Annotated in this window: 34 protein-coding genes and 3 tRNA genes; 14 read left to right on the top strand and 23 right to left on the bottom strand. The window is 64.7% G+C overall.

From position 1 onward, the window contains the following. Positions 1-157 precede the first annotated feature (157 nt). The 4 genes from ilvB (at position 158) to LDN95_RS15380 (ending at position 4523) form a co-directional block, all read left to right on the top strand. On the top strand, positions 158-1906 hold the full coding sequence (gene ilvB, locus LDN95_RS15395; protein WP_226018481.1) for a biosynthetic-type acetolactate synthase large subunit: 1749 nt from the start codon (positions 158-160) through the stop codon (positions 1904-1906). Positions 1907-1917: 11 nt separating this feature from the next. Further along, complete coding sequence (ilvN, locus tag LDN95_RS15390) at positions 1918-2439, top strand: acetolactate synthase small subunit (RefSeq protein WP_226018480.1); 522 nt, start codon at positions 1918-1920, stop codon at positions 2437-2439. A 178-nt stretch (positions 2440-2617) separates the two neighbouring features. Then, the gene (ilvC, locus tag LDN95_RS15385) at positions 2618-3637 is read left to right on the top strand and encodes a ketol-acid reductoisomerase (protein ID WP_226018479.1); all 1020 of its coding nucleotides are present in this window, start codon (positions 2618-2620) and stop codon (positions 3635-3637) included. Positions 3638-3854: 217 nt separating this feature from the next. Next, positions 3855-4523: a YceI family protein gene (locus tag LDN95_RS15380; protein ID WP_226018478.1), complete on the top strand. Its 669-nt coding sequence runs from the start codon at positions 3855-3857 to the stop codon at positions 4521-4523. Positions 4524-4573: 50 nt separating this feature from the next. Here the strand turns inward: LDN95_RS15380 and LDN95_RS15375 are convergent, their stop codons facing one another. After that, positions 4574-5713: an epoxide hydrolase family protein gene (locus LDN95_RS15375; protein ID WP_226018477.1), complete on the bottom strand. Its 1140-nt coding sequence runs from the start codon at positions 5711-5713 to the stop codon at positions 4574-4576. Between the two features lie 305 nt (positions 5714-6018). On the opposite strand from LDN95_RS15375, the gene leuA reads away from it, so the two are divergent. The 3 genes from leuA to LDN95_RS15360 all read left to right on the top strand — a co-directional run bounded on the left by leuA (position 6019) and on the right by LDN95_RS15360 (position 10001). Continuing rightward, the gene (gene leuA / locus LDN95_RS15370) at positions 6019-7692 is read left to right on the top strand and encodes a 2-isopropylmalate synthase (RefSeq protein WP_226018476.1); all 1674 of its coding nucleotides are present in this window, start codon (positions 6019-6021) and stop codon (positions 7690-7692) included. Positions 7693-7840: 148 nt separating this feature from the next. Next, positions 7841-8890: an amidohydrolase gene (locus tag LDN95_RS15365; RefSeq protein WP_226018475.1), complete on the top strand. Its 1050-nt coding sequence runs from the start codon at positions 7841-7843 to the stop codon at positions 8888-8890. A 130-nt stretch (positions 8891-9020) separates the two neighbouring features. Continuing rightward, positions 9021-10001 carry a nitronate monooxygenase family protein gene (locus tag LDN95_RS15360; protein WP_226018474.1) on the top strand — a complete coding sequence of 327 codons (981 nt, stop codon included), beginning with the start codon at positions 9021-9023 and terminating at the stop codon, positions 9999-10001. 34 nt (positions 10002-10035) lie between these two features. On the opposite strand, the gene LDN95_RS15355 is transcribed toward LDN95_RS15360, so the two are convergent. From LDN95_RS15355 to LDN95_RS15345, 3 genes are all read right to left on the bottom strand, one after another. Then, positions 10036-10560 (bottom strand): AHH domain-containing protein, encoded by a 525-nt coding sequence (locus LDN95_RS15355; protein ID WP_226018473.1) that lies wholly within the window; start codon positions 10558-10560, stop codon positions 10036-10038. A 135-nt stretch (positions 10561-10695) separates the two neighbouring features. Then, complete coding sequence (locus LDN95_RS15350; protein WP_226018472.1) at positions 10696-11502, bottom strand: hypothetical protein; 807 nt, start codon at positions 11500-11502, stop codon at positions 10696-10698. 102 nt (positions 11503-11604) lie between these two features. Then, a complete protein-coding gene (locus LDN95_RS15345) occupies positions 11605-12138 on the bottom strand; it encodes a flavodoxin family protein (protein WP_226018471.1) in 534 nt (177 codons plus the stop codon). A 143-nt stretch (positions 12139-12281) separates the two neighbouring features. On the opposite strand from LDN95_RS15345, the gene recJ reads away from it, so the two are divergent. The 4 genes from recJ to LDN95_RS15325 all read left to right on the top strand — a co-directional run bounded on the left by recJ (position 12282) and on the right by LDN95_RS15325 (position 14845). After that, entirely contained in the window at positions 12282-14096 is a 1815-nt protein-coding gene (recJ, locus tag LDN95_RS15340) for a single-stranded-DNA-specific exonuclease RecJ (RefSeq protein ID WP_370631696.1), read from the top strand. Between the two features lie 79 nt (positions 14097-14175). Further along, positions 14176-14250: transfer RNA gene (locus LDN95_RS15335), tRNA-Glu, on the top strand. Positions 14251-14310: 60 nt separating this feature from the next. Beyond that, positions 14311-14385, top strand: a tRNA-Glu gene (locus tag LDN95_RS15330). 383 nt (positions 14386-14768) lie between these two features. Next, positions 14769-14845 (top strand) — tRNA-Pro (locus LDN95_RS15325). A gap of 38 nt (positions 14846-14883) precedes the next feature. Here LDN95_RS15325 and LDN95_RS15320 read toward each other — a convergent pair. From LDN95_RS15320 to LDN95_RS15230, 19 genes are all read right to left on the bottom strand, one after another. After that, on the bottom strand, positions 14884-15969 hold the full coding sequence (locus LDN95_RS15320) for a site-specific integrase (protein ID WP_226018470.1): 1086 nt from the start codon (positions 15967-15969) through the stop codon (positions 14884-14886). Beyond that, positions 15969-16160: a hypothetical protein gene (locus LDN95_RS15315; RefSeq protein WP_226018469.1), complete on the bottom strand. Its 192-nt coding sequence runs from the start codon at positions 16158-16160 to the stop codon at positions 15969-15971. The genes LDN95_RS15320 and LDN95_RS15315 overlap by 1 nt, the downstream gene beginning before the upstream one ends. Then, the gene (locus LDN95_RS15310; RefSeq protein ID WP_226018468.1) at positions 16160-16537 is read right to left on the bottom strand and encodes a hypothetical protein; all 378 of its coding nucleotides are present in this window, start codon (positions 16535-16537) and stop codon (positions 16160-16162) included. Before LDN95_RS15310 ends, LDN95_RS15315 begins: the two co-directional genes overlap by 1 nt. After that, positions 16534-16716, bottom strand: coding sequence for a hypothetical protein (locus LDN95_RS15305; protein ID WP_226018467.1), 183 nt, complete (start codon positions 16714-16716; stop codon positions 16534-16536). Before LDN95_RS15305 ends, LDN95_RS15310 begins: the two co-directional genes overlap by 4 nt. Beyond that, positions 16709-17029, bottom strand: coding sequence for a hypothetical protein (locus LDN95_RS15300; protein ID WP_226018466.1), 321 nt, complete (start codon positions 17027-17029; stop codon positions 16709-16711). The genes LDN95_RS15305 and LDN95_RS15300 overlap by 8 nt, the downstream gene beginning before the upstream one ends. Further along, positions 17019-17534, bottom strand: a complete 516-nt coding sequence (locus LDN95_RS15295) for a hypothetical protein (RefSeq protein ID WP_226018465.1) — start codon at positions 17532-17534, stop codon at positions 17019-17021. The genes LDN95_RS15300 and LDN95_RS15295 overlap by 11 nt, the downstream gene beginning before the upstream one ends. 163 nt (positions 17535-17697) lie before the next feature. After that, positions 17698-18714: a phage Gp37/Gp68 family protein gene (locus tag LDN95_RS15290; protein WP_226018464.1), complete on the bottom strand. Its 1017-nt coding sequence runs from the start codon at positions 18712-18714 to the stop codon at positions 17698-17700. Continuing rightward, complete coding sequence (locus LDN95_RS15285) at positions 18707-18952, bottom strand: hypothetical protein (RefSeq protein WP_226018463.1); 246 nt, start codon at positions 18950-18952, stop codon at positions 18707-18709. Before LDN95_RS15285 ends, LDN95_RS15290 begins: the two co-directional genes overlap by 8 nt. Further along, a complete protein-coding gene (locus tag LDN95_RS15280) occupies positions 18949-19314 on the bottom strand; it encodes a hypothetical protein (RefSeq protein ID WP_226018462.1) in 366 nt (121 codons plus the stop codon). Before LDN95_RS15280 ends, LDN95_RS15285 begins: the two co-directional genes overlap by 4 nt. 103 nt (positions 19315-19417) lie before the next feature. Then, positions 19418-19957, bottom strand: a complete 540-nt coding sequence (locus LDN95_RS15275; RefSeq protein WP_226018461.1) for a hypothetical protein — start codon at positions 19955-19957, stop codon at positions 19418-19420. Positions 19958-19969: 12 nt separating this feature from the next. Continuing rightward, positions 19970-21217 (bottom strand): recombinase RecT, encoded by a 1248-nt coding sequence (locus LDN95_RS15270; RefSeq protein WP_226018460.1) that lies wholly within the window; start codon positions 21215-21217, stop codon positions 19970-19972. Positions 21218-21238: 21 nt separating this feature from the next. Beyond that, positions 21239-22024: a hypothetical protein gene (locus LDN95_RS15265; RefSeq protein WP_226018459.1), complete on the bottom strand. Its 786-nt coding sequence runs from the start codon at positions 22022-22024 to the stop codon at positions 21239-21241. Positions 22025-22040: 16 nt separating this feature from the next. Then, positions 22041-22433 carry a hypothetical protein gene (locus LDN95_RS15260; RefSeq protein WP_226018458.1) on the bottom strand — a complete coding sequence of 131 codons (393 nt, stop codon included), beginning with the start codon at positions 22431-22433 and terminating at the stop codon, positions 22041-22043. Further along, on the bottom strand, positions 22430-22639 hold the full coding sequence (locus tag LDN95_RS15255; protein ID WP_226018457.1) for a hypothetical protein: 210 nt from the start codon (positions 22637-22639) through the stop codon (positions 22430-22432). Before LDN95_RS15255 ends, LDN95_RS15260 begins: the two co-directional genes overlap by 4 nt. Next, on the bottom strand, positions 22639-22797 hold the full coding sequence (locus LDN95_RS15250; RefSeq protein WP_226018456.1) for a hypothetical protein: 159 nt from the start codon (positions 22795-22797) through the stop codon (positions 22639-22641). Before LDN95_RS15250 ends, LDN95_RS15255 begins: the two co-directional genes overlap by 1 nt. A gap of 2 nt (positions 22798-22799) precedes the next feature. After that, the gene (locus LDN95_RS15245; protein WP_226018455.1) at positions 22800-22943 is read right to left on the bottom strand and encodes a hypothetical protein; all 144 of its coding nucleotides are present in this window, start codon (positions 22941-22943) and stop codon (positions 22800-22802) included. Then, the gene (locus LDN95_RS15240; protein WP_226018454.1) at positions 22940-23350 is read right to left on the bottom strand and encodes a hypothetical protein; all 411 of its coding nucleotides are present in this window, start codon (positions 23348-23350) and stop codon (positions 22940-22942) included. The genes LDN95_RS15245 and LDN95_RS15240 overlap by 4 nt, the downstream gene beginning before the upstream one ends. 83 nt (positions 23351-23433) lie before the next feature. After that, entirely contained in the window at positions 23434-23661 is a 228-nt protein-coding gene (locus LDN95_RS15235; protein ID WP_226018453.1) for a hypothetical protein, read from the bottom strand. A 2-nt stretch (positions 23662-23663) separates the two neighbouring features. Then, positions 23664-24263 carry a LexA family transcriptional regulator gene (locus LDN95_RS15230; RefSeq protein WP_226018452.1) on the bottom strand — a complete coding sequence of 200 codons (600 nt, stop codon included), beginning with the start codon at positions 24261-24263 and terminating at the stop codon, positions 23664-23666. Positions 24264-24361: 98 nt separating this feature from the next. Here LDN95_RS15230 and LDN95_RS15225 point away from each other — a divergent pair, with 98 nt between their 5' ends. Genes LDN95_RS15225 through LDN95_RS15215 form a run of 3 tightly spaced genes read left to right on the top strand, consistent with a single transcriptional unit; the run spans position 24362 to position 26162 of the window. After that, positions 24362-24619 carry a helix-turn-helix transcriptional regulator gene (locus tag LDN95_RS15225; RefSeq protein ID WP_226018451.1) on the top strand — a complete coding sequence of 86 codons (258 nt, stop codon included), beginning with the start codon at positions 24362-24364 and terminating at the stop codon, positions 24617-24619. Beyond that, complete coding sequence (locus LDN95_RS15220) at positions 24606-25022, top strand: hypothetical protein (RefSeq protein ID WP_226018450.1); 417 nt, start codon at positions 24606-24608, stop codon at positions 25020-25022. The genes LDN95_RS15225 and LDN95_RS15220 overlap by 14 nt, the downstream gene beginning before the upstream one ends. Before the next feature lie 27 nt (positions 25023-25049). Next, a complete protein-coding gene (locus tag LDN95_RS15215) occupies positions 25050-26162 on the top strand; it encodes a DUF2303 family protein (protein ID WP_226018449.1) in 1113 nt (370 codons plus the stop codon). Positions 26163-26219: the final 57 nt, after the last annotated feature.

The following is a 26219-nucleotide window of genomic DNA, read 5'->3' as shown; positions in this document are numbered from 1 at the left end:
GCCGATAATTTTTTACCGGTCCAGCGGTCATTCCGCCGGAAATATTGATGGTTTTCGCCTTGTCGCCGCGTTCTGCGCGCTGCGAACGGGCTTTTTTTGTTTTTCTCGTGCACAGGCGGGGCTATCGGCGCTGCCAGCACAATCAAGGACGCTAGTCGTGAAAGCAGAGCGCAGCGGCGCCGAAATATTGGTCGAAAGCCTGATCGCCAAGGGCGTCGAATTCGTGTTCGGCTATCCCGGCGGCGCGGTACTGCCGATCTATGACGCTTTGTTCGGCGATGAGCGCATCCGCCACATCCTTGTCCGGCATGAAGCCGGCGCGGCCCATGCGGCCGAGGGCTATGCCCGCGCCACCGGCAAACCCGGCGTCGTGCTGGTCACCAGCGGTCCGGGCGCGACCAATGCGGTCACCGGCATCGCCGATGCGTGGATGGATTCGATCCCGCTGGTCGTCATCACCGGACAGGTTCCTACCGCGTTGATCGGATCGGACGCGTTCCAGGAATGCGACACCGTCGGCATCACGCGCCACTGCACCAAGCACAATTACCTGGTGAAGGACGCCGCCGACCTTGCCGCCACCATCGACGAGGCGTTCCGCATCGCCACCGAAGGCCGCCCCGGCCCGGTTGTCATCGACATTCCCAAGGACGTGCAGATCGCCCGCAGCGCGCCGCGTCCGCGCAAGGAAGGTCAGCGCAACCGCTATACCCCGCAGACCATCGGCGGGGCGAGCGAGATCGCGCAAGCCGTCGAACTGATCGCCAACGCCAAGGCGCCGGTGTTCTATACCGGTGGCGGCGTGATCAATTCGGGCCCAGAGGCGACGCGCCTGCTCAACGAGTTGCAGCGGCTGACCGGTGCGCCGGTCACATCGACGCTGATGGGTCTGGGCGCCTTCCCGGCGGATCATCCGGCGTGGCTGGGCATGCTGGGCATGCACGGCACTTATGAAGCCAACCTGACGATGAATCAGGCCGATCTGATCATCGCGGTCGGCGCGCGCTTTGACGACCGCGTCACCGGGCGGCTCGATGCCTTTGCGCCCAACGCCAAGAAGATCCACATCGACATCGACCGCGCCTCGATCAACAAGACCGTGCGCGTCGATCTGCCGATCATCGGCGATTGCGCCACGGTGCTGGGCCAGATCATCTCGGGCTGGTTGGAAGCGGGCCATGGCGCGCAGGATCTGACCGGCTGGTTCGCCCGGATCGACGGTTGGCGCGCGCGCAAGAGCCTGAGCTATCCGCGTCGCAGCAAGGACATCATGCCGCAGTACGCGATCGAGCGGCTGTATGAGCTGACCCGTGCGCGCGATCCGATCATCACCACCGAAGTCGGCCAGCACCAGATGTGGGCGGCGCAGTACTTTCACTTCATGAAGCCGAACAAGTGGCTGACCTCGGGCGGGCTTGGCACGATGGGCTATGGCCTGCCCGCCGCGATCGGTGCGCAAGCCGGGTTCCCCGATGCGCTGGTCATCGACATCGCGGGCGATGCCTCGATCCAGATGAACATTCAGGAACTGGGCACCGCCACGCAATACCGCCTGCCGGTCAAGGTGTTCGTGCTCAACAACGAATGGATGGGCATGGTCCGCCAGTGGCAGGAACTGACGTACGAAAGCCGCTATTCCAACTCGTACTCAGACAGCCTGCCCGACTTCGTCAAGCTGGCCGAAGCCTATGGCTGGAAGGGCATCCGCATCGAGGATGAAAGCCAGCTCGACGCCGGGATTCAAGCGATGATCGACCACCCCGGCCCGGTGTTCGTCGATTGTCTGGTGGCCAAGGAAGCCAACTGCTTCCCGATGATCCCCAGCGGCGCGGCGCATACCGACATGATCCTGTACGGCGACGAGGTCACCTCGATCGTCGACGACGAAGCGCGCGCGCTGGTCTGAGGAGGCACACGATGACCATCGACACCCTTGACGAGCTGCAGGAACGCCACGTCCTGACCATCACCGTCGACAACGAGGCCGGCATTCTGGCCAAGATCGCCGGGCTGTTCACCGCGCGCGGCTACAACATCGACAGCCTGACCGTGGCCGACATCACCGATGGCCACGATGTCAGCCGCATCACCATCGTGACGCACGGCCCGCCCTCGATCATCGACCAGATCCGCGCCCAGCTTGAACGGCTGGTGCCGGTGCACAAGGTCATCGACCTGACCGAAGTCGGCCCTTACGTGCAGCGCGAACTGGCGCTGGTGAAGGTGGCAGGAACCGGCGATGCGCGGGTCGAGGCGCTGCGCGTGGCCGAAATCTTTCGCGCCCGGCCGGTCGACACCACCACCGGCAGCTTCATCTTCGAACTGACCGGGGCGCCCGAAAAGATCGACACCTTCGTCGCGCTGATGAAGCAACTGGGGCTGGTCGAAGTCGGCCGCACCGGCATCGTCGGCATGATCCGGGGAGCCGAAGAGGCCTGACATCACGGAAATTCAAGACCAGACAGCAACCGAACCACCACACACCCCGTCACCCTGAACCTGGTTCAGGGTCCATGTTGCCACAAGCACGGCCCTCTTCCGGAGGCCAACGTGGGCGCGGCAAGATGGATGCCGAAACAGGTTCAGCATGACGCCCAGGACACGAGGAAGTCATACCATGAAGGTTTATTACGACGCAGATGCCGATCTGAACCTGATCACCGGCAAGAAGATCGCCATCCTTGGCTATGGCTCGCAAGGCCATGCCCATGCGCAGAACCTGCGCGATTCGGGCGTTTCCGAAGTCGCCATTGCGCTGCGTCCCGGTTCGGCCAGCGCCAAGAAGGCCGAAGCTGCCGGCTTCAAGGTGCTTGCGAATGCCGAAGCCGCCGCATGGGCCGACGTGCTCATGATCCTGGCGCCCGACGAACATCAGGCCGCGATCTATGCCGACGACCTGCACGCCAACCTCAAGCCCGGCGCGGCACTGGCCTTCGCCCACGGCCTGAACATCCATTTCGGCCTGATCGAGCCGCGCACCGACATCGACGTGATCATGATCGCGCCCAAGGGCCCCGGCCACACCGTGCGCAGCGAATACCAGCGTGGCGGCGGCGTGCCTTGCCTCGTCGCGATCCATCAGGACGTGACCGGCAACGCGCATGACGTGGCGCTGGCCTATGCCTCGGGCGTCGGCGGTGGCCGTTCGGGCATCATCGAAACCAACTTCCGCGAAGAGTGCGAAACCGATCTGTTCGGCGAACAGGCCGTGCTGTGCGGCGGCGCCACCCATCTTGTGCAGGCCGGGTTCGAAACGCTGGTCGAAGCCGGTTACGCACCGGAAATGGCCTATTTCGAATGCCTCCACGAACTGAAGCTGATCGTCGACCTGATGTATGAAGGCGGCATCGCCAACATGCGCTACTCGATCTCGAACACCGCCGAATACGGCGACATCAAGACCGGCCCGCGCATCATCACCGACGAAACGAAGAAGGAAATGAAGCGCGTGCTGGCTGACATCCAGTCGGGCCGCTTCGTCAAGGACTTCGTGCTCGACAACCGCGCCGGTCAGCCCGAGCTGAAGGCCAGCCGCATCGCCGCCAAGCGCCACCCGATCGAGGAAACCGGCGCCAAGCTGCGCGCCATGATGCCCTGGATCGGCGCCAACAAGCTGGTCGACCAGACCAAGAACTGAGCGCATCGGGCGGGCCAGCGCGACCCTGCCCTTCGCCCATGCAAAGGCCCGTCCGGTCAGGCGACCGGGCGGGCTTTTGCATGGGCGGCATGAACGGCGATCCTTCGTTCAAGTTTATCGAACAATATGTATCAGATGTTCCCGATTGGCACTCATCGCGCGCTCCGGTAGGCTCAAGCCGCACCAGGACAACAACGTCCCCAGGAGGCCTGATCCCATGACCCGATTCTCGCGCACGCTGAAGCTGTCGCTTGCCCTCGCCGCCGCTGCCACCCTGACGGCCGTGGCCACCGTTCCCACCATCGCAGGCTCGCCGGGTCAGCCGGGTCAGGCCGACAAGGCCGCCGTCGTTGCAGGCACTTATGCCGTCGATGCCGGCCACGCCCAGATCGGCTGGGGACTCAGCCACATGGGCTTCAACGACACGCTCGGCCTGATCGGTGGCGAAACCGGCACGCTGGTGATCGATCCGGCCAATCTGGCGGCGTCGAAGGTGTCCATCGTGATCCCGGTTTCCAAGATCTTTGCAGCCGATGCCGGCCTGACCGCGCACTTGCTCAAAGCGGCCCCTGCTGGCGGCAAGGCCGATTTCTTCGGCGCCGCCCCGGCTGACGCCACGTTCGAATCGACCGGCGTTGCGGTCAATGCCGATGGCGTCAGCGCCAAGATCACCGGCAACCTCACGCTCAACGGCGTGACCAAGCCGGTCACGGTCGACGCCACCTTTGTCGGTGCTGGCATCAACCCGATGAAGAAGGTTGCCACCGTGGGCTTCCACGGCACCGCCTCGATCAAGCGCAGCGAATTCAACCTTGGCACATATGTGCCGGTGGTGGCTGACGAGGTGCACCTGTCGATCTCGATTGCCTTTGAGAAGAAGGCCTGATGGTGCATGGCGGGCCGGACAGCGTTCCCGGCCCGCCACACTCCCGCGAATCAATCCATCGCGGCAAAAGTCTTGCGCAGTTCGTTCACGAACACCTCGGGCTGTTCCCACGCGGCGAAGTGACCGCCCTTGTCCAGCACGCCCCAATGCACCAACTTTGTGTAATGGCGCTCGGCCCACTTGCGCGGCGCGGGCAGGATTTCCTTGGGAAACACACTCGCCCCGACCGGCATCGTGATCTCGGCCGGAGCGAAGCTGGCAAAGCTTTCCCAATAGAGCCGGGCTGACGAGGCACCGGCAGCGGTCAGCCAATAGAGCATCAGGTTGTCACACATCGAATCGCGGCTGAGCGCGTCTTCCGCCCGCCCCTGATTGTCGGTCCACGCCCACATCTTTTCATAGATCCAGCCCGCCAGACCGACCGGCGAATCGACCAGCGAATAGCCGATGGTCTGCGGCCGCGTCTGTTGCTGCTTGGAATAGCCCGCGTCCCATTCCTGATAGTGCTGCAATGCCGCCAGTGCCTTCAGCTCATCGGGGCCCGGCGCGGCCAGATCCTCGGGCAAGGGCCGCGCGATCGGCATGTTGAGGTGGATGCCGGCGCATCCCGCCACGTTCTGGCGGCCGATCTGCGTGGTCACCGCCGCGCCCCAGTCGCCGCCTTGCGCGTACCACTTGGCATAGCCCAGCCGCGCCATCAGCACGCCCCAGGCTTGCGCGATCTTCTCGACCTTCCAGCCGTGACGGGTCGGCTTGCCCGACAGGCCATAGCCCGGCAGCGAGGGGATCACGACGTGGAAGGCATCGGCGGCGGTTCCGCCATGCGCTTCGGGATCGACCAGCCGGGGTATAGCCGCGCGAAATTCAAGGATCGAACCCGGCCAGCCATGGGTCAGCAGCAAGGGCCGTGCATTCTCGTGCGCCGAGCGGACATGGAGGAAGCGGATGTCCACTCCGTCGATGGTCGTGGTCGAAAGCCCCTGCGCGTTGATCCAGGCCTCGGTCGAACGCCAGTCGTAGTGGTTGCGCCAGTGGTCGACAAAATCGCGCAAGGCATCGAGCGGCACCCCTTGCGACCAGTCGTCGACTGTTTCGCGCTCGGGCCAGCGGGTGGCATCGATCCGGCGGTGCAGATCATCGATGGCGTCTTGCGCGACATGCCAGGTGAACGGTTCGACGGTCTCGGTCATCGCAACTCCCACGGATTTGAATGGCGCGCCTTGTTGCGGCAGCGCTTCGATCTTGCCATTCATTCTGGACAAGCCCGCCGCGATTGACCATAGGCAAAGTCATGAGCTTCGATCGTCTCCTTACCCTGCGACTTATCCGCCCCTGGGCGTAAGCTGACGCGTCGGTCCTGCGGCGCGCACGGCGCCCAGGGGAACAATCGCTTTCGTCCTAAAAATATCGAAGGCCGATCCGCAACTGTCCCTGTCACGCAGTCACAGCAACAGTCATGCCGACGCAACCTTCCGCAGCGAGAGACGCATTTACGATGTCGATGCTCAAGAATCCTTCGGTCAAATACCGCCCGTTTCCGCAAGTGCCGCTGGCCGACCGCCAGTGGCCCAACCGCACGATCACCAAGGCACCGCGCTGGTTGTCCACCGACATGCGCGATGGCAACCAGTCGCTGATCGACCCGATGGACGCCGAGAAAAAGGCGCGCTTCTTCGACCTGCTGGTCAAGGTCGGCTTGAAGGAAATCGAGGTCGGCTTCCCCAGTGCGGGCGCGACCGAGTACGACTTCATCCGCGGGTTGGTCGACAATGACCGCATCCCCGACGATGTGTTCGTGCAAGTGCTCACCCAGTCGCGCGAAGATCTGATCAAGACCTCGTTCGAAAGCCTCGCCGGGGCCAAGCAGGCGATCGTCCATGTCTACAACGCCGTCTCGCCGCTGTGGCGCACGGTGGTGTTCGGCATGGAGCAGGCCGAAATCCGCGAGATCGCGCGCAGCGGCGCCACGTTCCTGCGCGATCAGGCAGCCCGCTTTCCGCAGACCGACTGGCATTTCGAATATAGCCCGGAAACCTTCTCCACCGCCGAACTCGATTTCAGCATTTCGTGCTGCGAGGCGGTGATGGACGTGCTGCAGCCGACCGTGGAAAAGCCGATCATCCTCAACCTGCCCGCAACGGTTGAGGCGGCGACCGCCAACATCTATGCCGACCAGATCGAGTATTTCTGCCGCAACCTGCCGGGCCGCGACCGCGCGGTGATCTCGCTGCACACCCACAACGACCGGGGCACCGGCGTGGCGGCGGCCGAACTGGGGCTGATGGCCGGGGCCGACCGCGTCGAAGGCTGCCTGTTCGGCAATGGCGAGCGCACCGGCAATTGCTGCCTCGTCACCGTGGGGCTGAACCTCTACACGCAGGGCGTCGATCCCGAACTCGACTTTTCCGACATCGACGACGTGATCCAGACGGTTGAGTACTGCAACCAGTTGCCGGTCCACCCGCGCCATCCCTATGGCGGCGAGCTGGTCTTCACCGCCTTTTCCGGAAGCCATCAGGACGCGATCAAGAAGGGCTTTGCCGCGCAGGAAAAGCGCAACGACGAACTGTGGGCGGTGCCCTATCTGCCGATCGATCCGGCCGACCTTGGCCGTAGCTATGAAGCGGTGATCCGCGTGAACTCGCAAAGCGGCAAGGGCGGCTTTGCCTGGGTGCTCGAACAGGATCAGGGGCTGAAGCTGCCCAAGAAGATGCAGGCGCACTTTTCGCGCCACGTGCAGGAACTGGCCGACGAACTTGGCCGCGAACTGCAGGCTGCCGATATCTGGGCGGTGTTCCGCAAGGCCTATCGCCTTGATGTGCCGCAGACCTTCCAACTGGTCGATTATGAGGAAGTGCGCGCCGCAGATGGCAGCCGCGTGTTCGCCGGAAAGATCGCGGTCGATGGGCAAGTGCGCAGCGTCAGCGGGCGCGGCAACGGCCTGATCTCATCGGTTGTCGCCACGTTGAAGGACGGCTTCGGCATCGACATCGACGTGCGCGACTATTCCGAACACGCGCTGGGTGGCGGCAGCGATGCCCGCGCAGCCGCCTATGTCGAGTGCGTCACCGCAGATGGCCGCGTGGTCTGGGGCGTGGGCATTGACGAGGACGTGGCGACCGCCAGCGTCCGCGCGGTGCTCTCGGCCGCCAATACCGCCGGAATCTGACGCATTGGCCGGGGGCCTTCGCGCTCCCGGCCGAACGCCGCAGTCGGACAACTTCACCGCTCGGTTAAACTGCCCCTTGCAGGCCCGGCGCGTTCGGGCATAGTCGGTACTCGCGGCCCGTCAGAGGCCGGTCCGGAGTGGAGCCGACATGCCCGAAGCCATCCTCGATCCCGATCTGCCGATCATCGATCCGCACCACCACTTGTGGGACTTGCGCCCCCTGATCGCGGCGTTTCCCGAGCCGCGCCATCCGTTCATTCAGGCGCTTGAGCTGAACGCCTATTACACGTTCGACCAGCTGCGCACCGACACCACCAGCGGCCACAACATCGTCGGCACCGTCTACATGGAGTGCGGCGCGTTCTACCGCGCCGGGGCCGAGCCTGCGTTCAAGAGCGTGGGCGAGGTCGAATTTGTCAACGGCGTGGCGGCGCAAGGGGCCAGCGGCCTCTATGGCGATTACCGCCCGTGCGCCGCGATCGTCGGCCATGCCGACCTGACGCTGGGCGATGGCGTGCGACCGGTGCTCGATGCGCTGGGGCTTGCCAGCGAACGGTTCTGCGGCATCCGCCATCAGGGCGCATGGGATGCCGATCCCGAGGTGCTGGGCCCCCCGTTCCATGCGCCCGCCGGGCTTTATGGCAGCGACGCCTTCCGCGCGGGCTTCCGCCATCTGGGCGAACTGGGGCTTACCTTTGACGCATGGGTGCTCGAACCGCAGTTGCAGGACGTGATCGACCTCGCCCGCGCCTTCCCCGACCAACCCATCGTGCTCGACCACTGCGGCACCCCGCTGGGCGTCGCCAGCTACAAGGGCAAGCTGCACGATCGGTTCGATGGCTGGCGCACCGCGATCCGTACGCTGGCCGAACTGCCCAACGTGTCGGTCAAGCTGGGTGGTCTTGCCATGGCATTCTGCGCGATGCCCGAACAAGGTCCGGCAGCAGGCGTGCCTTCGGAGACGCTGGCAGGCATGTGGCGCCCCTACATCGAGACCTGCATCGACGCTTTCGGCGCCGATCGCGCCATGTTCGAGAGCAACTTCCCGGTCGACCGCTGGGGCGCGGACTATCGAACGCTGTGGAACGCGTTCAAGCGCCTGTCCGCCGGGGCTTCCGCCGCCGAAAAACGAGCGCTGTTCGCAGGCACCGCAGCGCGCTTCTATGGCATCGAGGATGTGCTGCCGGGCAGCGCTTGAGGGCAATTCCGGCAGGCCGTGCCGCCCAGCCTTTGACAGCGGCGGCGCGCTCGGCCAAAAGACCTTAACCAACCGCTTAAACGCGCCGCCACCACCGTGGCGGCGCACCCGTCGACAAGGAATGCTGCCAATGGCCCTGCCGCCGCTTTTTGCCAATCTGCGCCTGCCGGTGATCGGATCGCCGCTGTTCATCATCTCCGGTCCCGAACTGGTCATCGCGCAGTGCAAGGCAGGGATCGTCGGCAGCTTCCCCTCGCTCAATGCGCGCCCGATCAGCCAGTTGGACGAATGGTTGCACCAGATCACCGAGGAACTGGCCACGTACAACCGCGCCAATCCCGACCGACCGGCCGCGCCTTATGCGGTCAACCAGATCGTCCACAAGACCAACAACCGCCTGGAAGAAGACATCGCGCTGTGCGCCAAGTGGCAGGTGCCGTTGATGATCACCTCGCTCGGCGCGCGTGAGGATGTCTATCAGGCGGCGCATAGCTGGGGCGGCATCGTGCTGCACGACGTGATCAACGATTTCTTCGCGCGCAAGGCGATCGAAAAGGGCGCCGACGGTCTGATCCCCGTCGCTGCCGGAGCCGGTGGCCACGCCGGGGCGCAATCGCCCTTCGCGCTGATGCGTGAAATCCGCCAGTGGTTCGACGGGCTGGTGGCGCTGTCGGGCGCGATCTCGCACGGCGCCTCGATCCTGTCGGCGCAGGCGCTCGGCGCCGACTTCGCCTACATCGGATCGGCCTGGATCGCGACGACCGAGGCCCGCGCGGTCGAAGCCTACAAGCAGTCGATCGTCGATGGCCGCGCCGCCGACATCGTCTATTCCAACTTGTTCACCGGGGTCCACGGCAACTATCTGCGCCAGTCGATCGTTGCCGCCGGGCTCGATCCCGACAACCTGCCGGTCAGCGATCCGTCGGCGATGAACTTCGGCTCGGGCGGCAACACCGATGCCAAGGCGTGGAAGGACATCTGGGGTTCGGGCCAAGGCATCGGCACGATTGCCGCGGTCGAAAGCGTCGAACAGCGCGTCGCCACGTTCGAGGCACAGTACCGCGCGGCGGCAGCGGCACTGGCAACCGACAGCGCGCCGTTCCTGCGCTAGGACAGGCTTGCGGCGGGGGCGGCGTGGGCGGGCGTCAACCCGCCACCCCCTCGCCCACCGGGGCCTGCGTACCCTGCCACAGCATGTCGGCCATCGCATCGAGATGGCTGAAATCGAGTGCCGGATCGCGCGAATTGAGCGGCGATCCGGCCCAGCGCCGGGGATCGAGCAACCGTCGCCGCAGCGCCTTTTGCAACAGGTCGACCCGGAACAGCGCCTCGACGCAAGCCGCATCCTGACACCGCTTGCGACGGTGTTGCCACCCCGCCTCGATCTGGCCGACGCGGTCTTGCACCATCTCGTTGTAGCGACCGTGTGGCCCTCGGTGCAGCGGCAGTCCCAACCGCAAGACGCCTTGTTCGGTGGCTGGCAACAACAAACCGTTTCGGCGAAAATCGTGGTAGCCGACGCGCTCGGGCCCAATCGCGGCGAACATGCCCCCCAGCGATGCCTTGCCCAGCACCGCGCGCGGCAGGATATGGTGCCGCTGCAAGTCGGCCACATACCCCGGCTTGCCCTGCACATTCACGGCACGAAACGGAAGTTCCGTGCGCCGCACCGCCTCCATCCGACTACCTCTCGCAGCTCACTTGTCGCTACGGAAGGTTGTGTCGGTATGGTTAATTTGCGGTTGACCATGATTTGCCAGATATGACCATTTTGCAGCAATTGTTTGCCTGAGCGGCACGAAGGCTCAAGCGATCCGCGCCGCGATGCGATGCTGGCCGAGCGGTTCCAGCCGGACCGCGCCGACGCCTGCCAGTTCCACTTCGCGCGGGGCGACCAGCCGCCCATGCGCCACCAGCCAGTCGACCAGCCGCAGCACGATGCGGGTATCGCGCTCACCGACCATCCCATCGCGTGCGGTATAGGTGAACTCCTGCCCGGTCAGGAAGCCAAGGCCGGTCGAGGTGAACGTAGCGTCATCGCGGTTGATCGCCGCCAGCGCCAGAGCCGGAAACGGTCCGCCGTCAAGCCATGCGCGGATCGCCCGTGCGAACCAATCCGGTCCGCTCACCAGCTGCGCCGGCAGCCAGGCCACGCCGATCAGACCCGGCAGCTCCATCAGTTCGAGCAACAATGCGCCGATCACGCGGATCACCGGCAGCAGGTTGGCCGCCCCGGCCAGATGCGGCCCCGGCGCCAACGTGATGACCGCCGCATCGTGCAGCGCGACCGTCGGTGCAATGCCGGAGCGGTTGGCCAGCGCCGCTTCGGACACGCTGCGCCCCCCGGCAAACCCGGCGAGATCGAAAGTCAGCCCATCGCGCAGCAGTTCGACCCAGTCCGCGCCATCCGAGCCGTCGCCACAGGTGCCGCCCGCAGGGGTGCCGTCGATGGTTTCACCGCCCAGCGGCCGGAATACCGAGAACCGGCCGCTACGCTGCGCCAGCGCCTCGACGTCATCGATCGCGGGTGCGGTACCCGGATCAAATAACAGCGCGGCAACCGGGGCGCGATGATTGTACCCCTCCATTGCCACCTCATCGGATCGTTGCATTGCCGGTTTGCTTGGCACCAAGTCCGGTTCCGCGTCGAGTCCCGATTTCCCGGCTGGGGTGAAAACACACAGGCCAGCCAGCGACAGTGGCCGCAAATCCGCTCAAAACAGGCCGAGGTCCAGCCCGGTGGCAAAGGCCTGTCCCAATTCGTGACACTGGGCGAGATCGCCCGGCGGCACCGTCTTGCGCGCCGCGATCCGTTCGGGCGTCAGTGCGTCGAGGTTGACGATCATCGGCGGCGCAATGCGGCGCAAACGCCATCCGGTGACGATGCGATCAAGCTGCGCCTGCGCGCCCTGCCCCGCCGATCCCGCCGCAATCACGCTGGCATAGGAGCGCCCCTCGATCCGGCCCAGCAGCGGATAGTAGCAGCGATCCAGGAACTCCTTCATCGCGCCTGACAGCGTGCCGAGGTTTTCCGGCGCAGCAAAGACAAACCCGGCAGCGTCAAGCAGGTCGGCGGGGTCGGCCCGGTCGGCGGCAAGCAACCGCACCGCGACCGCCTCGCTGCTTCTGCTGCTGCTGCTGCGCTCGCTGGCGACGGCTTCAGCCGCCCCCGCCGCAACCGCTTCAGCCAGTGCCTGCGCGGCCCCGGTGCGGCTGTGCCAGACGATCAGCAGGGTCCGCTTCGGCATCCGTTTCTCCCGCGCTCAGCGTTGCCCCCGCCGCCCGCGCTGTCAACCGGCAGGGCGCCATTTGCGCCACTCTTGCGGCATCGGCCGGGTTATCGGTCGCGCTGGCCTTCCCGCCGATGCCGCGATGGTCTAGCGCTGGTCGCATGATCCCGGTGACAGCAATCGACCACTCGCTCTCCGGCCTCGCCTGGCGTTGGCGCGGCGGCAATATGGATATGGGCGAAATCGCCGACGGCGCGGCGGCGGCCGGCGGCCTGGGCGACGGCGGCGCGCGGCTGACCGACGGGCTGGTCGATCAATTGCTGCTGTCGCGCGGGATCGACCGGCTTGACCTTGACCGCCACCGCCGCCCGACCTTGCGCGATTTCCTGCCCGACCCTTCGCTGTTCCGTGACATGGACCGCGCCGCCGCCCGGCTGGCCGACGCGGTGCAAAGTGGCGAGGCCATCGCGGTCTATGGCGACTACGACGTCGATGGCGCGACCAGCGCGGCGCTGATGATCCGGCTGCTGCGCCTGCTGGGGCGCGATGCGCGGCCCTATATCCCCGACCGCCTGCTCGAAGGCTATGGCCCCTCGGGCGAGGCGCTGGTGCGGCTGGGGGCTGAGGGCGCGCGGCTGATCGTCACCGTCGATTGCGGCGCGATGGCGCATCAGGCGCTGGGCATGGCACGCGATGCCGGGGTCGACGTGATCGTGGTCGACCACCACAAATGCGCAGCCGAGCTGCCCCCGGCGCTGGCCATGGTCAATCCCAACCGGCTCGACGAAAGCGATGCTGCCGCCGCGCACGGCAATCTGGCGGCGGTGGGCGTTGCCTTTCTGCTGGCCATCGCCACCGTGCGCACCTTGCGCGAACGGGGCTTTTTCGCCAGCGGCCGCGCGCCCGACCTGATGGGCCTGCTCGATCTGGTCGCACTGGGCACCGTCGCCGACATGGCGCAGCTCAAGGGGCTCAACCGCGCGCTGGTGGCGCAAGGGCTGAAGATCATGGCCCGGCGCGAAAACGTCGGGCTGGCCGCGCTGATCGACGCCAGCCGCATCGCCCGCGCGCCCACCGCCAGCGACCTTGGCTTTGCGCTGGGACCGCGCATCAACGCCGCCGGACGCATCGGCGATTCATCGTTGGGCGTCGCGCTGCTGACCACCACCGACCCGCAAGAAGCGCGCACGATCGCCGAGCGGCTCTCAGCGCTCAACGAAGAGCGCCGCGCGGTCGAACAGGCGGTGCAGGAAGCCGCCGAGGCCCAATTGCCCGGTCAGGGCAACCGCGCGGTCGTGGTCCTGTCCGGTGGCGGCTGGCACCCCGGCGTGATCGGCATCGTCGCCGGGCGGATCAAGGAAAAGACCGGCAAGCCCACGCTGGTCATCGCCGAAGACGCTGACGAGGCGGGCAATGGCAAGGGATCTGGCCGCTCGATCTCCGGGGTCGATCTGGGCGCCGCGGTCATCGCCGCGCGTGAGGCTGGCCTGCTGCTTGCTGGCGGCGGCCACGCCATGGCCTGCGGGCTGACCATCGCGCCGGGCAAGGTCGGCGAACTGGCCGACTGGCTCGACGACCGGCTGGCGCGCGACGTGGCGGGTGCCCGCTCGGCCAAGGCGCTGCTGCTCGATCTGTCGCTGACGCCCGGCGGGCTTACCCCCGATCTGGTCGAACAGCTTGAGGCTGCCGGGCCTTATGGCATCGGCTGGCCCGGCCCGCGCGTGGCGGTTGGGCCGGTACGGCTGGTCAAGTGCGATCTGGTCGGCGCCGACCACGTCCGCATGGTTGCGGCGGGCAACGATGGCCGCTCGTTCAAGGCGATCGCTTTTCGCGCGGCGCAGAGCGAACTTGGCCAGACCTTGCTGCACGGCTCGCGCGGGCGGCAGCTATGGCTGGTCGGGCGCGCGCGGATCGATGACTGGGCCAGCCGACCGGCTGCGGAACTGCACCTTGAGGACGCCGCCTTCGCAGACTGAAAAAAGTCCGCATGCCGGGGTTGACGACCCGGGCAGATGCCAATAGAGGCGCCCTCCTGCACAGCGGCGCTAGCCCAGTGGCCCCTTCGTCTAGCGGTTAGGACGCGGCCCTTTCACGGCTGAAACACGGGTTCGATTCCCGTAGGGGTCACCATCTGCTACGTCGCCGCCTGCCCTTCGGGGCATGGCGACGGCGGGCACGCCCGGCCATACCGGCCCCTTCGTCTAGCGGTTAGGACGCGGCCCTCTCACGGCTGAAACACGGGTTCGATTCCCGTAGGGGTCACCATTCCAAAGCCAGCGCAACGAACCCGTGCCCCTTTGGGCAGACGGGCCGGCCAGGGCCGTCCCTTGGGGTTCGATTCCCGCAAGCGTCACCATTCCAAAGCCAGCGCAATGAACCCGTGCCCCTTTGGGCAGACGGGCCGGCCAGGGCCGTCCCTTGGGGGTTCGATTCCCGCAAGCGTCACCATTCCAAGGCCAGCGCAACGAACCCGTGCCCCTTTGGGCAGACGGGCAGACCAAGCTCCCGCTGATCGGTCGGCCATGGCCAGCACCCCATCCCGGCTCACCATCAATTCGTGATTCGCTCGCAGGACGGCGTGCAAGTTGGCGGTGGTCGCGTTTCCCCCTTGCGCCTACCCTGACGTGAACCTAAGGGCAGACGCCAGTCGGGGAGTAGCGCAGCCTGGTAGCGCATCTGCTTTGGGAGCAGAGGGTCGCAAGTTCGAATCTTGTCTCCCCGACCATTAAATCAAACACTTAGCGTCCATCAAAAATGGGAAGTTTACAGCCGGTTTACACTGGTCCTGGCGATCCGCTTGCCCAAGTCCACCACGACTCGCGCTTGGTCTACGTATCGGATACGAATGGCGGCTACGTCTTTGGTCCCCCATCCGACAATATCAGCAACCTGCTGATCGGTTAGTCCCGCCATGATGCAGCGCGTGACGAATGTGCCGCGCAGGTCATGGAGGTTTACCTCAATCTTGCTGTCCACCTTGGCGTCGTTGAACCGGCTGCCAAATCCCATGGGAGTCCAGGGCTGCCACCGGCTGTTAGACAGGATTGTCTTGGGCATCGGCTTGCGGCGGTGTGGCCGCTGCGCTTGCATTTCGGCGGCATGGCGCGCTTTGATTCGCTCAAGCAGCGCCAGAGTCTCGGGAATTAGCGGCACATATATGCGGTTCCTGCCCCGGCTCTTGCTGGTCTGCCAAAGGATCGCGTGATCGCCCACCGCATCCCAAGGCAGCCCGACCAGATCGCCTCGACGCAGGCCGGTGCAGGCTGCCAGTTCAACACCCTCTCGGACTTCGATCGCAGCCTTGGCAAAAAAGGCATCAAAGTGATGTTGCTCCCAAATGATGTCCGAGCGGTCGCTTTCGTACAGTTTGGCCATGCCGTCGCAGATGTTGACGCTGACCCGGCCGCGAGCCTGTGCCCATGACAGCAGGCGCGAAAGGTGGCTCACTGCCATGTCCGCCGTGCGGGGCTTGTCGGCCCATTGATCGCGCCAATCAAGAATGTCACCCTTCATGCGCCGGTCCTCGAACGCAGCGATAGGTGCTTGGCCAAATTTGTCCTTAATGCGCTGCAACCACATTTGCATCGTTGGCAATGTACTCTTGGCCAGCTTCTTGAACTCCGGGCTGGTCTGGTATGCGTCGATGAGTCCCGCGATCTTGGAAGTATCGCCACTCATGTGGCGCTCCCGGCGCGCTTCTGCGATCTTGTCGATCAGGGAAGGTGTGAGTGCAGGCTTAGTTCCGCCCACCACCGAATGCACCATCGGTCCACCTCGCCAGGCGTAAACATACCAGCGCACCGGTAGGCTGGGGTGCGTTTTCTTGACGATGTGCGGGCCGCTGCCCATCAGGAACCATTACCCTTCCATGAGTCATATGAGTTGGCTGGTGTAGCCGGTGCAGATGATGCAGTGAATACGCGGATGGTGCCATCGTCGGTGATCTCGAACCCGCCGATGCGCTCACCGGTCGCCTGCATCGCCGCAATGGCGCGCTGCAACCGGCTCTCGGTGACGTGCGCTCTGCGAGCCTTGGTCATCACTCGCTCCTCAGGCTGGCGGGGTCGATAGCGCGGATGGCGCTCAGGCAGTCATAGCCAATCACTCGCATAGAATTGGTGTGGCTTGTTGCGTATCCAGCGGGTTTAGGGATGCAGTGTTCGACGGCACCTTCTCCCGCATCCCGCATAGCCAAAGCCCCGGCATTATAGCCCTCGTTCCAGGCGGCTTGGTCGCGGGTGTTCCATTGTTCGATTTGCATACCGTCATCGATCGGTACGATGATCTTCCGGTCATGCATCCAGCATCCGTCGGTATTGCATCGCCCGTATGGATTCACGCTGCGGCGAATGCCCAAGGCGCTCCCGCAAAACGGGCACGGCTTCAAGGTTGCCTCGGTATGTTCTTCAATGGTCATGACCAGAGCACTCTGATGACGGTCTGCACTTCCTCGACAGGCGTGTCGCAGGTCGGCGTTCCGTGGTTGAGCATGATGGCGATGGCGCGGGCGAGATCGGGCGTAGCCGCCTGGGCGACGTCCTGCTTGCCGCGCAGCACCTGCTTGCCGCATGTGCTGTAGCGAGGGCGGTCAGGCATTGGATGCCTCCGTCGCCGCCAGCGCTGCGACAGCAGCCCGTACCTCACCCATAGTTGCGTCGATGGGGACCAATGCATCATCGGCCACATTCGCATTGCTGGTGCAGAGGTTCGTCGGCACTAGGCCGCGCAGTGCCGCCGCCAGTTGTGCGGTCTGTGCATCGCGCGGGTCAGGCTGGCCGTGGCTGTCCCAATGCGCGTTGAGAATTTCGGCAACGCGCTGCGCGATCTTGTCCTGATCCTGCAGGTAGCCGGTCACCAGTAGCGTGGGCAGGATCAATGAGAACGTGGTGCTTCCGTTATCATTGCGCATTGGATGCCTCCGTATCGATGTTGCCGTTCCGCACGTCGAACGAGATGGCCACGACCCATGGGTTATCTTCCCACCGCGCACCGGGGTCGGTGTGCAGGGTGTTCCAGAGCAGCGAATAGCATTCGATCGCGGTCGCGCCGTGACGTGGCATTTGCGCGCCGGGCACATACCAAACGTCGAAACCATCCGCGCTATCCCAGACGCAGCCCTCAGCGACCGCATCCGCCTCGCTGATGTCCTGCAGCCGCTCGACGCGTACCTCGGTGACGGTCAGGGTCAGGCGGCTGGCCCAGCGGGGCATGTGGATCGAGGGGCGCAATCGAGTATGGCGCTTCTCCCATTCCGCCGACAGACCAGCCTTGTGGCGGAAATCCTTGATGGCCGTGATATGATCCTCGGCTCCATCTGCCGCATAGACGGCGCGCTCATTGTGGCCGTCATCGGTCAGGTAGTGCGCCTCACGCACGTAGAGCCGGTCGCCGGGGGCATAACGAGTATCGCTCACGGTCAACGCCCCCATGGCGGCATTGCACTCAGCCTGCGTCTGATGCGGACAATCTCCGGTCGGGCACCCAAAGTATTCCGGGTTCCGCAGAAGCCGTCGCGTCTGCGTCTTCCGGCCAGCCAGCAGGGCGCGCACCATCGGCGCGCTGAAAATGATTCCCCGATCACCCACGGCGCACCTCCGGCATCGCGTTGTGCTCGATGCCATCAAGCAAGCGGCCAGCGGCCTTCTTGCCGACGGGATCGACGTAGACGACGCGCTCGCCGTGGAAGCCGGTGCCGCCAGCAAGGTTGTGCCAGCGCCCCTTGGGCCGCTCGTGCTGCCACCGGCCGCAATCGCGCCAGTCAGGGTCTTCGACGTCGCGATCAAACACCGTGGCGTATGTGCCCCACTGCTTGAAATGGAACGGCACTCCGCCAGCTACGGCGCACTGGTCGCGCAGCGAGCGCGCCCAATCAGGGTGCATTGGGCGGGGGCCATTTTCGCCGCCGACGACGAGCCAGTCGAGGCTGGCCAAGTCGCACGGATCAAACGCCAGCGGACCGAGAAGCGGCTCGGCGCTGATCCAGCGAAAGGCTGCAGGCGTAGCCCGCAGGATGGGTGTACGCTCATCAAGGCGCTTCTGGTCCTCGACGCTCACGCCCATCCACACGTTAGGGAGCGGCCATGTGACGTGCTCGGGGTCTGATTCCTCGGCGCGGTTGGCGAGCGGTGCCAGAATGCGCTTACCGGGCAGGTCATGGTAGTCGTCGCAAATGATGCGCGCGATCCGCCGCGGCGTTTCGGGATCGGTCATGTAGCCCTGCATGATGTCGGCGCGCTTGGTCAGCACCTGGAAGGTGTGATGCGGCGAGAGCGCCATGACCGCGAAAATGCGATCCACCCATTCGCGCGACACAGCCACATGGAACAGGTCGGCATGGGCGCACACAAAGATCATGCGCGGCCTGCCCCATTCGATCGGCTGGCGAAGCCATGCCTCGTTGAACCGCACTTCGCCGGTCCACACGTCTTGGCCGTTGACCTGCTTGGTCAAGCCCTTGCGCGAAGGGTGATCGCGCAGCCGCGCGCCAGCCAGCTTCATCGCGTAGCAGTTCGTGCAACCGGGCGAGATAACCGAGCAACCGGTGATCGGGTTCCACGTCGCCTCGGTCCAGCTTATGTTGGTGCCATCAGCCATTGCCGTTCTCCCAGCCTATCGGCGCGCGCTCGCAGGCGAGGTACAGCGCGCGCCTCGCGCGCTCGCGCAGCACGTCGGGCAGGAGCGCGGCCTGATTGTCGATGCAGGTGATGGAGCCGGGACCGCGCCGGGAGCGATGCCCCGGCGCGATAGCGGTACTCTGGCACACGCGGGGACGACCAGCACCCTGATAGGTGCCGTTGCCCCAGCGGCGCGCGGTGACGGTCGCGATGCTCATTCGTCAACCTCGGCGTAGGCCGGATCGAACTCATCGAGCGGGTCGCTCGACCGGCGCTGGAAGGGGTTGGTTTCATCGTCGCCGTCGTCCCAGCCCGTCACCGTCAATTCGGCGGTGGACGGGGTGGGCTGCGGCGTTTCACCGGTATCGCTGGCCTGCTCGGCCTCGGGCGCGGCAACGGCTTCGATGAACACGACGCCAGCACGCATGTGGCGCAGGGCTTCGCCCGCATCGAGGCCAGCGGACACGCCGAACCGGTTGGCGATCAGCGCCGCCAGCGCGTTCTGCGGTCGGCCAGCCTCGACCATGGTTTCGACCCCGGTGATCCGGTCGGTTACGAGATAGATGGGCATGATGGTCATTTCCTTGGTTTGGGGGTCAGGCCGGGATCGGCCAGCCCTGCGACTTGCAGATGGTCGAAAGTTTGGAAGTGAGGGCATCAAGGCGCTTAGAGAGATCCTCGTGTTAGAGGGACGCCTCGGTGCGAACATCGGAGAGACCATTCCTGATCTCGGTCAGTTCCTGCGGCTCGTGCAGCTTGCCGAATGCGTTCTCGCGAAACTGCTTCACGTAGACTTCGCTGCACCCGGCCTCCTTCGCGATCGTCGCGTCGGTATGCCCGGCGCGGTAGGCCCCGGCCTTCTCATCGAAGTGTTCTTCAAGCGCAGTGCAGACCACCCGTTGTGCCTTGAACATGGTGGGAGACGGCTGCATCGGTGCCTGTGCGGATTTGGTGGATACTGCGGGCATAGGCCCCTCCTCCTTGGGTCTTCTGGTTTTGCTGCAGGCTGGGCAGGTGGGCTTGGAACCGACGGTCCATCCCATGGCCAGCATTCGCTTGACCACGGCATCGGGATTAACCCCCGGCTCCATCCGCACATCGACGGTGTGCTGACCTTTCTCGCACGGGACGTGAATAGTCAGCCCAACCCGCGTTGGCGTGAAGTCGATGGCGCCGGAAAGCCCGACCCTTCGAGCAACCGCAGCGGGCCACGTCGGTTTCATCGACCTGCTCCGTTACGCCTTGGGGCGCGAAAGGCGCTTGCGGGTGGCAAGCAGAACCTGTTCGATTTCAGCCTTGACGGCGTCGGGGAACGCAACGCCATGCCGCACAAATTCGGCATCGGCTGCCTTGAAGTCGCCAACGGTTGCAGCGTCGGCCGCCAGATCAAGGATTTCCCGGCGCTTCTCCGCCCAAGGCTGACCCCGGTGAGGATCAAGCGGTGCCGGATCGTCAGCCGGTTGGCGTTCGGATGCTCCCTGCGCCGACGTGTCGCCTGCATCGAGCCTGCGCGCCGTCTGTTCGTCGACATCGGTCATCCCGCGTGAATCGACCTGCAATGCTGCACCGCTTTCTGTGCCGCTCTGATCGGTCAATTCGCCGGTTGCAGGATCGTGCGACGGCAGAACGATCGGACCGTCGGCCTGCGCTGTCAGCAACGTGGCCGCACTTTCAGCAGCAGCTTCACGTTCCATGTCGCCCCGGAAGTCGCGCTCGATCGCATCGATCAAGTCGCCGCTCATCGGCAGCACCTTGGAATGCCGACGCAACGCCGACTTTTTCCACATTTCCGGTTCCCAATCGACCCATGGGCCGGAAGGTTTGCGCGGCTTGCCATACCGATCGACCGTCGATCCGGTCTGGCTCATGTTCCTGATCTTGAGCACTTCGGCGCGGCGCAGCACTTCGACGGACCAGAATGGCTCGCCTTCGCCATTCTTGATACGCGCGATCGAATAGGCGGCGACCAACTGGTCATCGGCCATTTCGACCTCGGTCATGTCCAACTTGGGACGGTGGCGGATCGGCGGATCGATGCCAATTTCATAGAGAAAGTGGCCGCTCTCGATCTCGGCCAGATAGACCACGCCGACCTGCAGCGAGAGGACTTCGCCGCTCTGCAGGATTTTCTTGCGCAGCCCGTAGGCCATGGGCATCGGTTGCACGAGCCACTTGTCGCGCCACTGCCCGCCTTCATCCTTGTAGCTGGACTTGAACGGCACCAGTGCGGCTTCGCGCCCATCCGGCAGCAACCCATCCTGCGCCAGCTTGATGGCCGACATGAGGAAGCTTTGCCGATCGCATTCGAGCAGCTTGGGATTCGACAAGGTCGCCGTCACCACGACGCGCTGAAACTGCTCGACCTTGATGTGCGATGGCAGAACGGCGCGAAAGTCATCGGTGCGCTTGGTTAGATTGGCCTTGAGCACGTCGACTGGTGTTGCCCGCCTCTCAGCAGGCAGATTATTGGGGGGAGCATTCATTGTGTTCTCCTGCGGTGAAAATTAGCGGAAGTTGGCTTTCTGGACCGGCCAGATGCGGACGCCCTCGATGGTGCGCTTGCCCGCGCGGACCAGACCAGCGACAGCCTTGTCGATGGCTTCACGGACCTTGGGATTGTCCTCGACCGCCATGAAGGCGAGCGTGTAGTCGGTGACTTGGCTCTCCCACGCCTGCTTGCCAGACACGACGGACCCGGCATCGGAGCGCACCGGCTCAATGCGTTCGCGGGCAACTGCCAGCGGCACGACCGGAGCAGACACGATCGCCTCGATGTCGTCGGCGGCAGCAGCGGCTTGGCGCTCGCGCTCGGCCGCTGCATATTCTTCCGCCTGGGCGCGCTCGATCGCCGCGATCCGCTCACGCTCGGCGCGCTGTTCGGCTTCGCGCTGCGCCACGAAGGTGTTGGCAATGCGCTCGACGCGCACCTTGGCATCATCAAGGCGGGCCAAAAGCGCCTTCTTTTCGGCATCAACGAGCCGCCCGCCCAGCAGGTATGGTGCCTTCACCGCCTCGTGCGTGGTGTTGATGTGCGAGGCGCACTTGCGGTAGGCGACGACAAGATCGCCACACCGGCCAAGCGTTTCCTCATCTTCCGCGCGCGCGCGTTTCGAAGCCGCAACCAGATCATCGAAGCGGGTGAGGAAGTCGGGTCGTTCGGCGAGCAACGCGGCACGAAACTCGACGGGGATCAGTTCTTCCAGCGGGGGCTTGTTCCCGCCCATCACTGCGCGCGGGTTCTGTTCAGGCCATGGGGCCACGTTATCGAAAATGGGTTTGGTCGCGGACATTACGGATTCTCCTCAGTCAAAAAGGCAGGGGTGTGCTGGTGGAAAGGGGGTCATGCTTGCGCCCGACCTTGGCGTAGGCGCTGTCAGGCGCGGCGCTCTGCGCCCACTCGTGGCGCGACACGTAGCGGTCGTATTCCGCCTCCGTGATCGGATCGTCCGCGCACTTGGGCCAGACGCGGTCGAAGTCGATGAAGCGGCCATTGGCTTCGGCCTGCCATCGCCAGGAGCGATCGAGCACCTCGCCGGTCACGGGATCGTGCGGCGGGCCATTCCAGAGGCGGATACCGACACGGATGGTGCCTTGCCCGAGCCGTGTCCGGTAAAAGCCGGCGCGCGGCGTGCTGACGTCGATCCCGCCTGTGGCAGTAGCCGGCCCGCCCTGGCCGTAGATGAGGCTGGCGCGGGTCACTTCCGGCGCTCCCGTTCCGCAAGCATGGCGTCGGCTATGTCGTAGGCCCAATAGGCGTCAACGAACTCGGCGTCCTCGGTAGGGCCGTTTTTGGCCATGATCCCAGCCAACGCCTGCCCAGCGAACCAATCGCGCAGGGTCATGCCGTCGCAATCTTGTGCGCCGGACGGATGCGGGAACGCCGCCGGGTTCTCGGGTTCGGCCATCACACGATCTTCCGGTACGCGCTGCGCATGGGCGCGGGCTGGTCGTGATCGAGGATGCGGCGCTGGCGCGGCGCGGCGCTGGGGCTACGGCGCGCCAGCGCGCCAAGCACGAAGCCCGCAGTGCCGCCCGACAGCAGAAAAATCAGGTTGATGAGCATGGTCACCCCTTGGTCAGAGCGAAGATGATGATGAGCAGGTGCAGCCCGGCCGACAGGGCCAGTGCGACCACGAACAGCCCGAGCCAGAAGCGGTAGACGCCTGTGGCGCGCACGAGCGCGACCGCGATGCGCAGTTCGCGGATCACGATGCGATCCCGTCGGCGCGCGCGAAGATGCGGCGGCAGGCCTCATGGCTGCGCAACCACTTGTCGATGTCGGCATCGACAATGGGGCCGGGGAAGCCGGAGATTGTGGGCGGGAAGCCCAACGCGACCAGCGCATTGAAGCGCGCCTGCGTCGGATTGAAGCGGAACCGGCTGTGATGGATGACCTGATCGCCATCGGCACCGCGCGCGAAATACAGCGCGGTCACGAACCCTTCGCCGTCGTCCTCGTCGGTCACCATCAAGGTGAAGCCGTTTACCGGATCGATACCGGATACTGGAATGCCGTCGAAGCGGTTGCCGCGCCCGCCCGCAACATCAGCGGGCGCGGTATTGAGAGCCGGATTGGGGGGCGTGGGTGTTGCGGCGGCTCGGGGAAACTGACGCATGGAATGAACTCTCCGCTAGTTCGAAGCGAAAAGTATCGTAATGAGTCGTTTTTGCAAGCCTAAAAATGTCGTAAAACGACACTCTAGGGGATCGGGTGGTCCTCGCCGTAACCGGGATCGCTGTCAGCGCCCGGCGCGAATCGCAGAAACTCGCCGGTCAGGATGGACCAGGCGAGTGTCAGAAGGATGATGATGGCAGCACCTGCGCCGAGCATCTTGCCCAGGCGCGGGTGCTGCTGAGTGCGGTGCGCCAGCCACCCGACCGCAGGCGCGGCCAGCAGGACAATGCCCATCTGCGCGAGCGCCGACACGGCTACAGCGGTTGCAATGCGTAGATTGCGCGGCCGATGGTCTGGAACGCCTCACGTCCGATCTCAATCGGCTTGTGCGAGGGGTTGTTCGATACCGGGATGAGCGAGGCCGGCGATGCGCGGTAACGCTTCATCGTCGTCTCGTGCGAACTGTTGCACACGACGTAGATGCGCCCGTCAATCAGGCTCAAATCGTCAGGATCAATAACCGCCAAACCGCCGTCGGGTACTACTCGGTCCATCGAGTCGCCATCTACCCGCAGGGCAAACAGATTAGGCCCGCGCAGCGAATCGGGGATGGTAATGGTCTCATCAGAGAACCCTATGGCCTCACGCCAATTACCTGCCGCCACTGCGCCAAGCACCGGAACCTTGCGGCCATTACTGCCCGCGCTGCCATCAATGATTTCGGCCGGGTGAGCGCCCAAGGCCTGCGCAATGCCGAGGATATAGTCGAGCGAGAGCGCCATCGCCCGGTTCTCCAGCTTGGCGATGGTGCCCTTGGTGGTTTCCCATCCGAGAGCATCAGCAACCTCCTGCTGGGTCATCCCGCGCGCCTTGCGAAGATCGCGGATGCGGTTCGGAGCATATATCCTGGACATGACGCCTTATACCGCAATCGGCCATTTCGGGGAATTTCGTCTGGCGACATTTTTGCGCCTTGCGATTTAATATCCTAATAGGATACACATGCGGGGCTATGGACCCGAGACGATACCGCAAGAGCCGCAACATGCGGCTGCAAGAGGTCGCCGATTTGATCGGCGTCCGCAGCAAATCGACGGTTTCCAAGCACGAACGCGGTCACATCTTCCCCAGCCCCGAACTGATCGATGCCTATCGCCGGTACTCCGGCGGGAAAATCCAGTTTGAGGATTTCGAGGAACTGCGGCGGCGCGCGGGCGCGGAGGCCACCATCCCCATCAGTGCGCAGGACCATGCCAATGTCCCAACCTGACGATACCGACCAGCCTTCCGGCCCGGTCGCTGCCGATGGCCGACGGCTTTACCCCACGGCCAATACCCTCGCCGACTTTGTCCGCATGATCGAGAACGGCCAGTTCGATGCCGATGTCTCGACGGCGCTGCGCGATCTGGCTGCCGACATGGAAGACCAGTTCGCCATGAACGGCACCAAGCTGAAAGCCGACGTCACCCTCAAGATCGGCATCGTGCGCGATCCGGACGGTTTCTACCGGATCAGCGGCGACTTCACGGTGAAGAAGCCGAAGCTGCCGCGCAAGTCGAGCCTCGCGTGGCTCACCCCCGACAACCTGTTCACGCCCAACATGCCGCGCCAGGGCGCGCTGTTCGGCACCGTGCGCGACGTGACCAGCGTGCCTCGCAACGTCCGCAACTGACCCCCAAGCTGAAAGGAGTACCGTCCTGTGACGGAAGAAACCATGCATGACTTGCAGGCCCAACAAGGCCTCTCCAGCGCAGCAGCGCGTGGTGCGCCCAACGAAAGCGAGACGTTCGCCGAGATTGGCCGGACCTTGGTCACCACCAGCGCATATCGCGCCACGGTGGCCGATCGCACGGCTGAACTGTTCGAGAAGACGACCGAATGGGCGCTCCTCAGAGGGCAAGCCTCCGTCGGAGATGTGACCGAGCCGGGGACCGGCGTGACCGCCCCCGTCATCGCCAAGCCCGGCGGCGGCATGGAGCCGTTCCCCGAAAAATGGTTCGACGCTTTCCGCGAGGCACCGAAGCGTCGCCAGGGCACCGCCATCCTGACGCGGGTCGACAGCCTGATCGACCACGTCAACCGCTTCCGCACCGCCGATACCGCGTTGTTCGCCGCCGACAGCAAGGATCGCCCGTCGCTGGTGGCGGTTATCGACTATCATCCGGCGCTCAACTGGGAGAGCGTCACGCCTGATGGCGACATCGGCACGATGAGCGTGCCGCAGGCCCGGCCCGGTTGGCAGGGGCACAAGGCCCGCTTTGACTTTCCGCTGTCCGAGGAATGGAAGGCGTGGGTCAAGTTCAACGGCAAGCTGTTGAACAACGTGGAATTTTCCGAGTTCCTCGAAGACCGGTTCATCGACGTGCTGCACGTCAACGATCCGGCCGAACTGAACGACGACATCCGCAAACTGCTCGGCACGGTCGGCTTCTCGGGCCTGGCCACGCCCACGTCGCTCTATGACCTGTCCGGTGGTCTGACGATTGCCGAAAACGTGGTCGTCGGTGGTCATCACAAGCTGCAGAACGGCGCGACTGAAATCCAGTTGCGCACCGAGCAATCGGGTGCAGTGAACGCGCGCGGTGAAAACATCACCGTGCCCAGCCTGTTCATCATCGAAATCCCGGTCTTCGCCAACAGCCAGGACGTTTACCGCATCGCCGTGCGCCTGCGCACGCGCACGGCCGGCGGCCTGCACTTCAAGTACGAACTGTGGGGGCTGGATCGCGTGCTGACGCACGCCTTCGAGGATGGCTGCAACACGGTGGCCGAGGCGACCAACTGCCCGCTGTTCTACGGCACCCCCGAATAACACCAGATAGTCCGCCAGGGCATCCGGCCTCCTGAGCAGCGGCAGGAGGTGTTAAGC

Origin of the sequence: Novosphingobium sp. FKTRR1 (genome assembly GCF_020404405.1) — a bacterium.
Taxonomy (GTDB): Bacteria; Pseudomonadota; Alphaproteobacteria; order Sphingomonadales; family Sphingomonadaceae; genus Novosphingobium.
Note: the sequence above shows the minus strand (reverse complement) of the source record. Positions and strands in the feature narration are given on the sequence as shown.

Bases quoted from the DNA above. Each gene is read 5' to 3' on its own strand.
- LDN95_RS15360 (WP_226018474.1), top strand. From the start codon at position 9,021: ATGGCCCTGCCGCCGCTTTTTGCCAATCTGCGCCTGCCGGTGATCGGA.
- LDN95_RS15290 (WP_226018464.1), bottom strand. From the start codon at position 18,714: ATGGCTGATGGCACCAACATAAGCTGGACCGAGGCGACGTGGAACCCG.
- LDN95_RS15280 (WP_226018462.1), bottom strand. From the start codon at position 19,314: ATGACCATCATGCCCATCTATCTCGTAACCGACCGGATCACCGGGGTC.
- leuA (WP_226018476.1), top strand. From the start codon at position 6,019: ATGTCGATGCTCAAGAATCCTTCGGTCAAATACCGCCCGTTTCCGCAA.
- ilvC (WP_226018479.1), top strand. From the start codon at position 2,618: ATGAAGGTTTATTACGACGCAGATGCCGATCTGAACCTGATCACCGGC.
- LDN95_RS15265 (WP_226018459.1), bottom strand. From the start codon at position 22,024: ATGTCCGCGACCAAACCCATTTTCGATAACGTGGCCCCATGGCCTGAA.
- LDN95_RS15285 (WP_226018463.1), bottom strand. From the start codon at position 18,952: ATGAGCATCGCGACCGTCACCGCGCGCCGCTGGGGCAACGGCACCTAT.
- LDN95_RS15345 (WP_226018471.1), bottom strand. From the start codon at position 12,138: ATGCCGAAGCGGACCCTGCTGATCGTCTGGCACAGCCGCACCGGGGCC.
- LDN95_RS15380 (WP_226018478.1), top strand. From the start codon at position 3,855: ATGACCCGATTCTCGCGCACGCTGAAGCTGTCGCTTGCCCTCGCCGCC.
- LDN95_RS15300 (WP_226018466.1), bottom strand. From the start codon at position 17,029: ATGCGCAATGATAACGGAAGCACCACGTTCTCATTGATCCTGCCCACG.
- LDN95_RS15270 (WP_226018460.1), bottom strand. From the start codon at position 21,217: ATGAATGCTCCCCCCAATAATCTGCCTGCTGAGAGGCGGGCAACACCA.
- LDN95_RS15225 (WP_226018451.1), top strand. From the start codon at position 24,362: ATGGACCCGAGACGATACCGCAAGAGCCGCAACATGCGGCTGCAAGAG.
- LDN95_RS15365 (WP_226018475.1), top strand. From the start codon at position 7,841: ATGCCCGAAGCCATCCTCGATCCCGATCTGCCGATCATCGATCCGCAC.
- LDN95_RS15350 (WP_226018472.1), bottom strand. From the start codon at position 11,502: ATGCAACGATCCGATGAGGTGGCAATGGAGGGGTACAATCATCGCGCC.
- LDN95_RS15375 (WP_226018477.1), bottom strand. From the start codon at position 5,713: ATGACCGAGACCGTCGAACCGTTCACCTGGCATGTCGCGCAAGACGCC.
- LDN95_RS15315 (WP_226018469.1), bottom strand. From the start codon at position 16,160: ATGACCAAGGCTCGCAGAGCGCACGTCACCGAGAGCCGGTTGCAGCGC.
- LDN95_RS15255 (WP_226018457.1), bottom strand. From the start codon at position 22,639: ATGGCCGAACCCGAGAACCCGGCGGCGTTCCCGCATCCGTCCGGCGCA.
- LDN95_RS15320 (WP_226018470.1), bottom strand. From the start codon at position 15,969: ATGGGCAGCGGCCCGCACATCGTCAAGAAAACGCACCCCAGCCTACCG.
- LDN95_RS15250 (WP_226018456.1), bottom strand. From the start codon at position 22,797: ATGCTCATCAACCTGATTTTTCTGCTGTCGGGCGGCACTGCGGGCTTC.
- LDN95_RS15310 (WP_226018468.1), bottom strand. From the start codon at position 16,537: ATGACCATTGAAGAACATACCGAGGCAACCTTGAAGCCGTGCCCGTTT.
- LDN95_RS15220 (WP_226018450.1), top strand. From the start codon at position 24,606: ATGTCCCAACCTGACGATACCGACCAGCCTTCCGGCCCGGTCGCTGCC.
- LDN95_RS15240 (WP_226018454.1), bottom strand. From the start codon at position 23,350: ATGCGTCAGTTTCCCCGAGCCGCCGCAACACCCACGCCCCCCAATCCG.
- LDN95_RS15230 (WP_226018452.1), bottom strand. From the start codon at position 24,263: ATGTCCAGGATATATGCTCCGAACCGCATCCGCGATCTTCGCAAGGCG.
- LDN95_RS15275 (WP_226018461.1), bottom strand. From the start codon at position 19,957: ATGAAACCGACGTGGCCCGCTGCGGTTGCTCGAAGGGTCGGGCTTTCC.
- LDN95_RS15305 (WP_226018467.1), bottom strand. From the start codon at position 16,716: ATGCCTGACCGCCCTCGCTACAGCACATGCGGCAAGCAGGTGCTGCGC.
- recJ (WP_370631696.1), top strand. From the start codon at position 12,282: ATGATCCCGGTGACAGCAATCGACCACTCGCTCTCCGGCCTCGCCTGG.
- ilvN (WP_226018480.1), top strand. From the start codon at position 1,918: ATGACCATCGACACCCTTGACGAGCTGCAGGAACGCCACGTCCTGACC.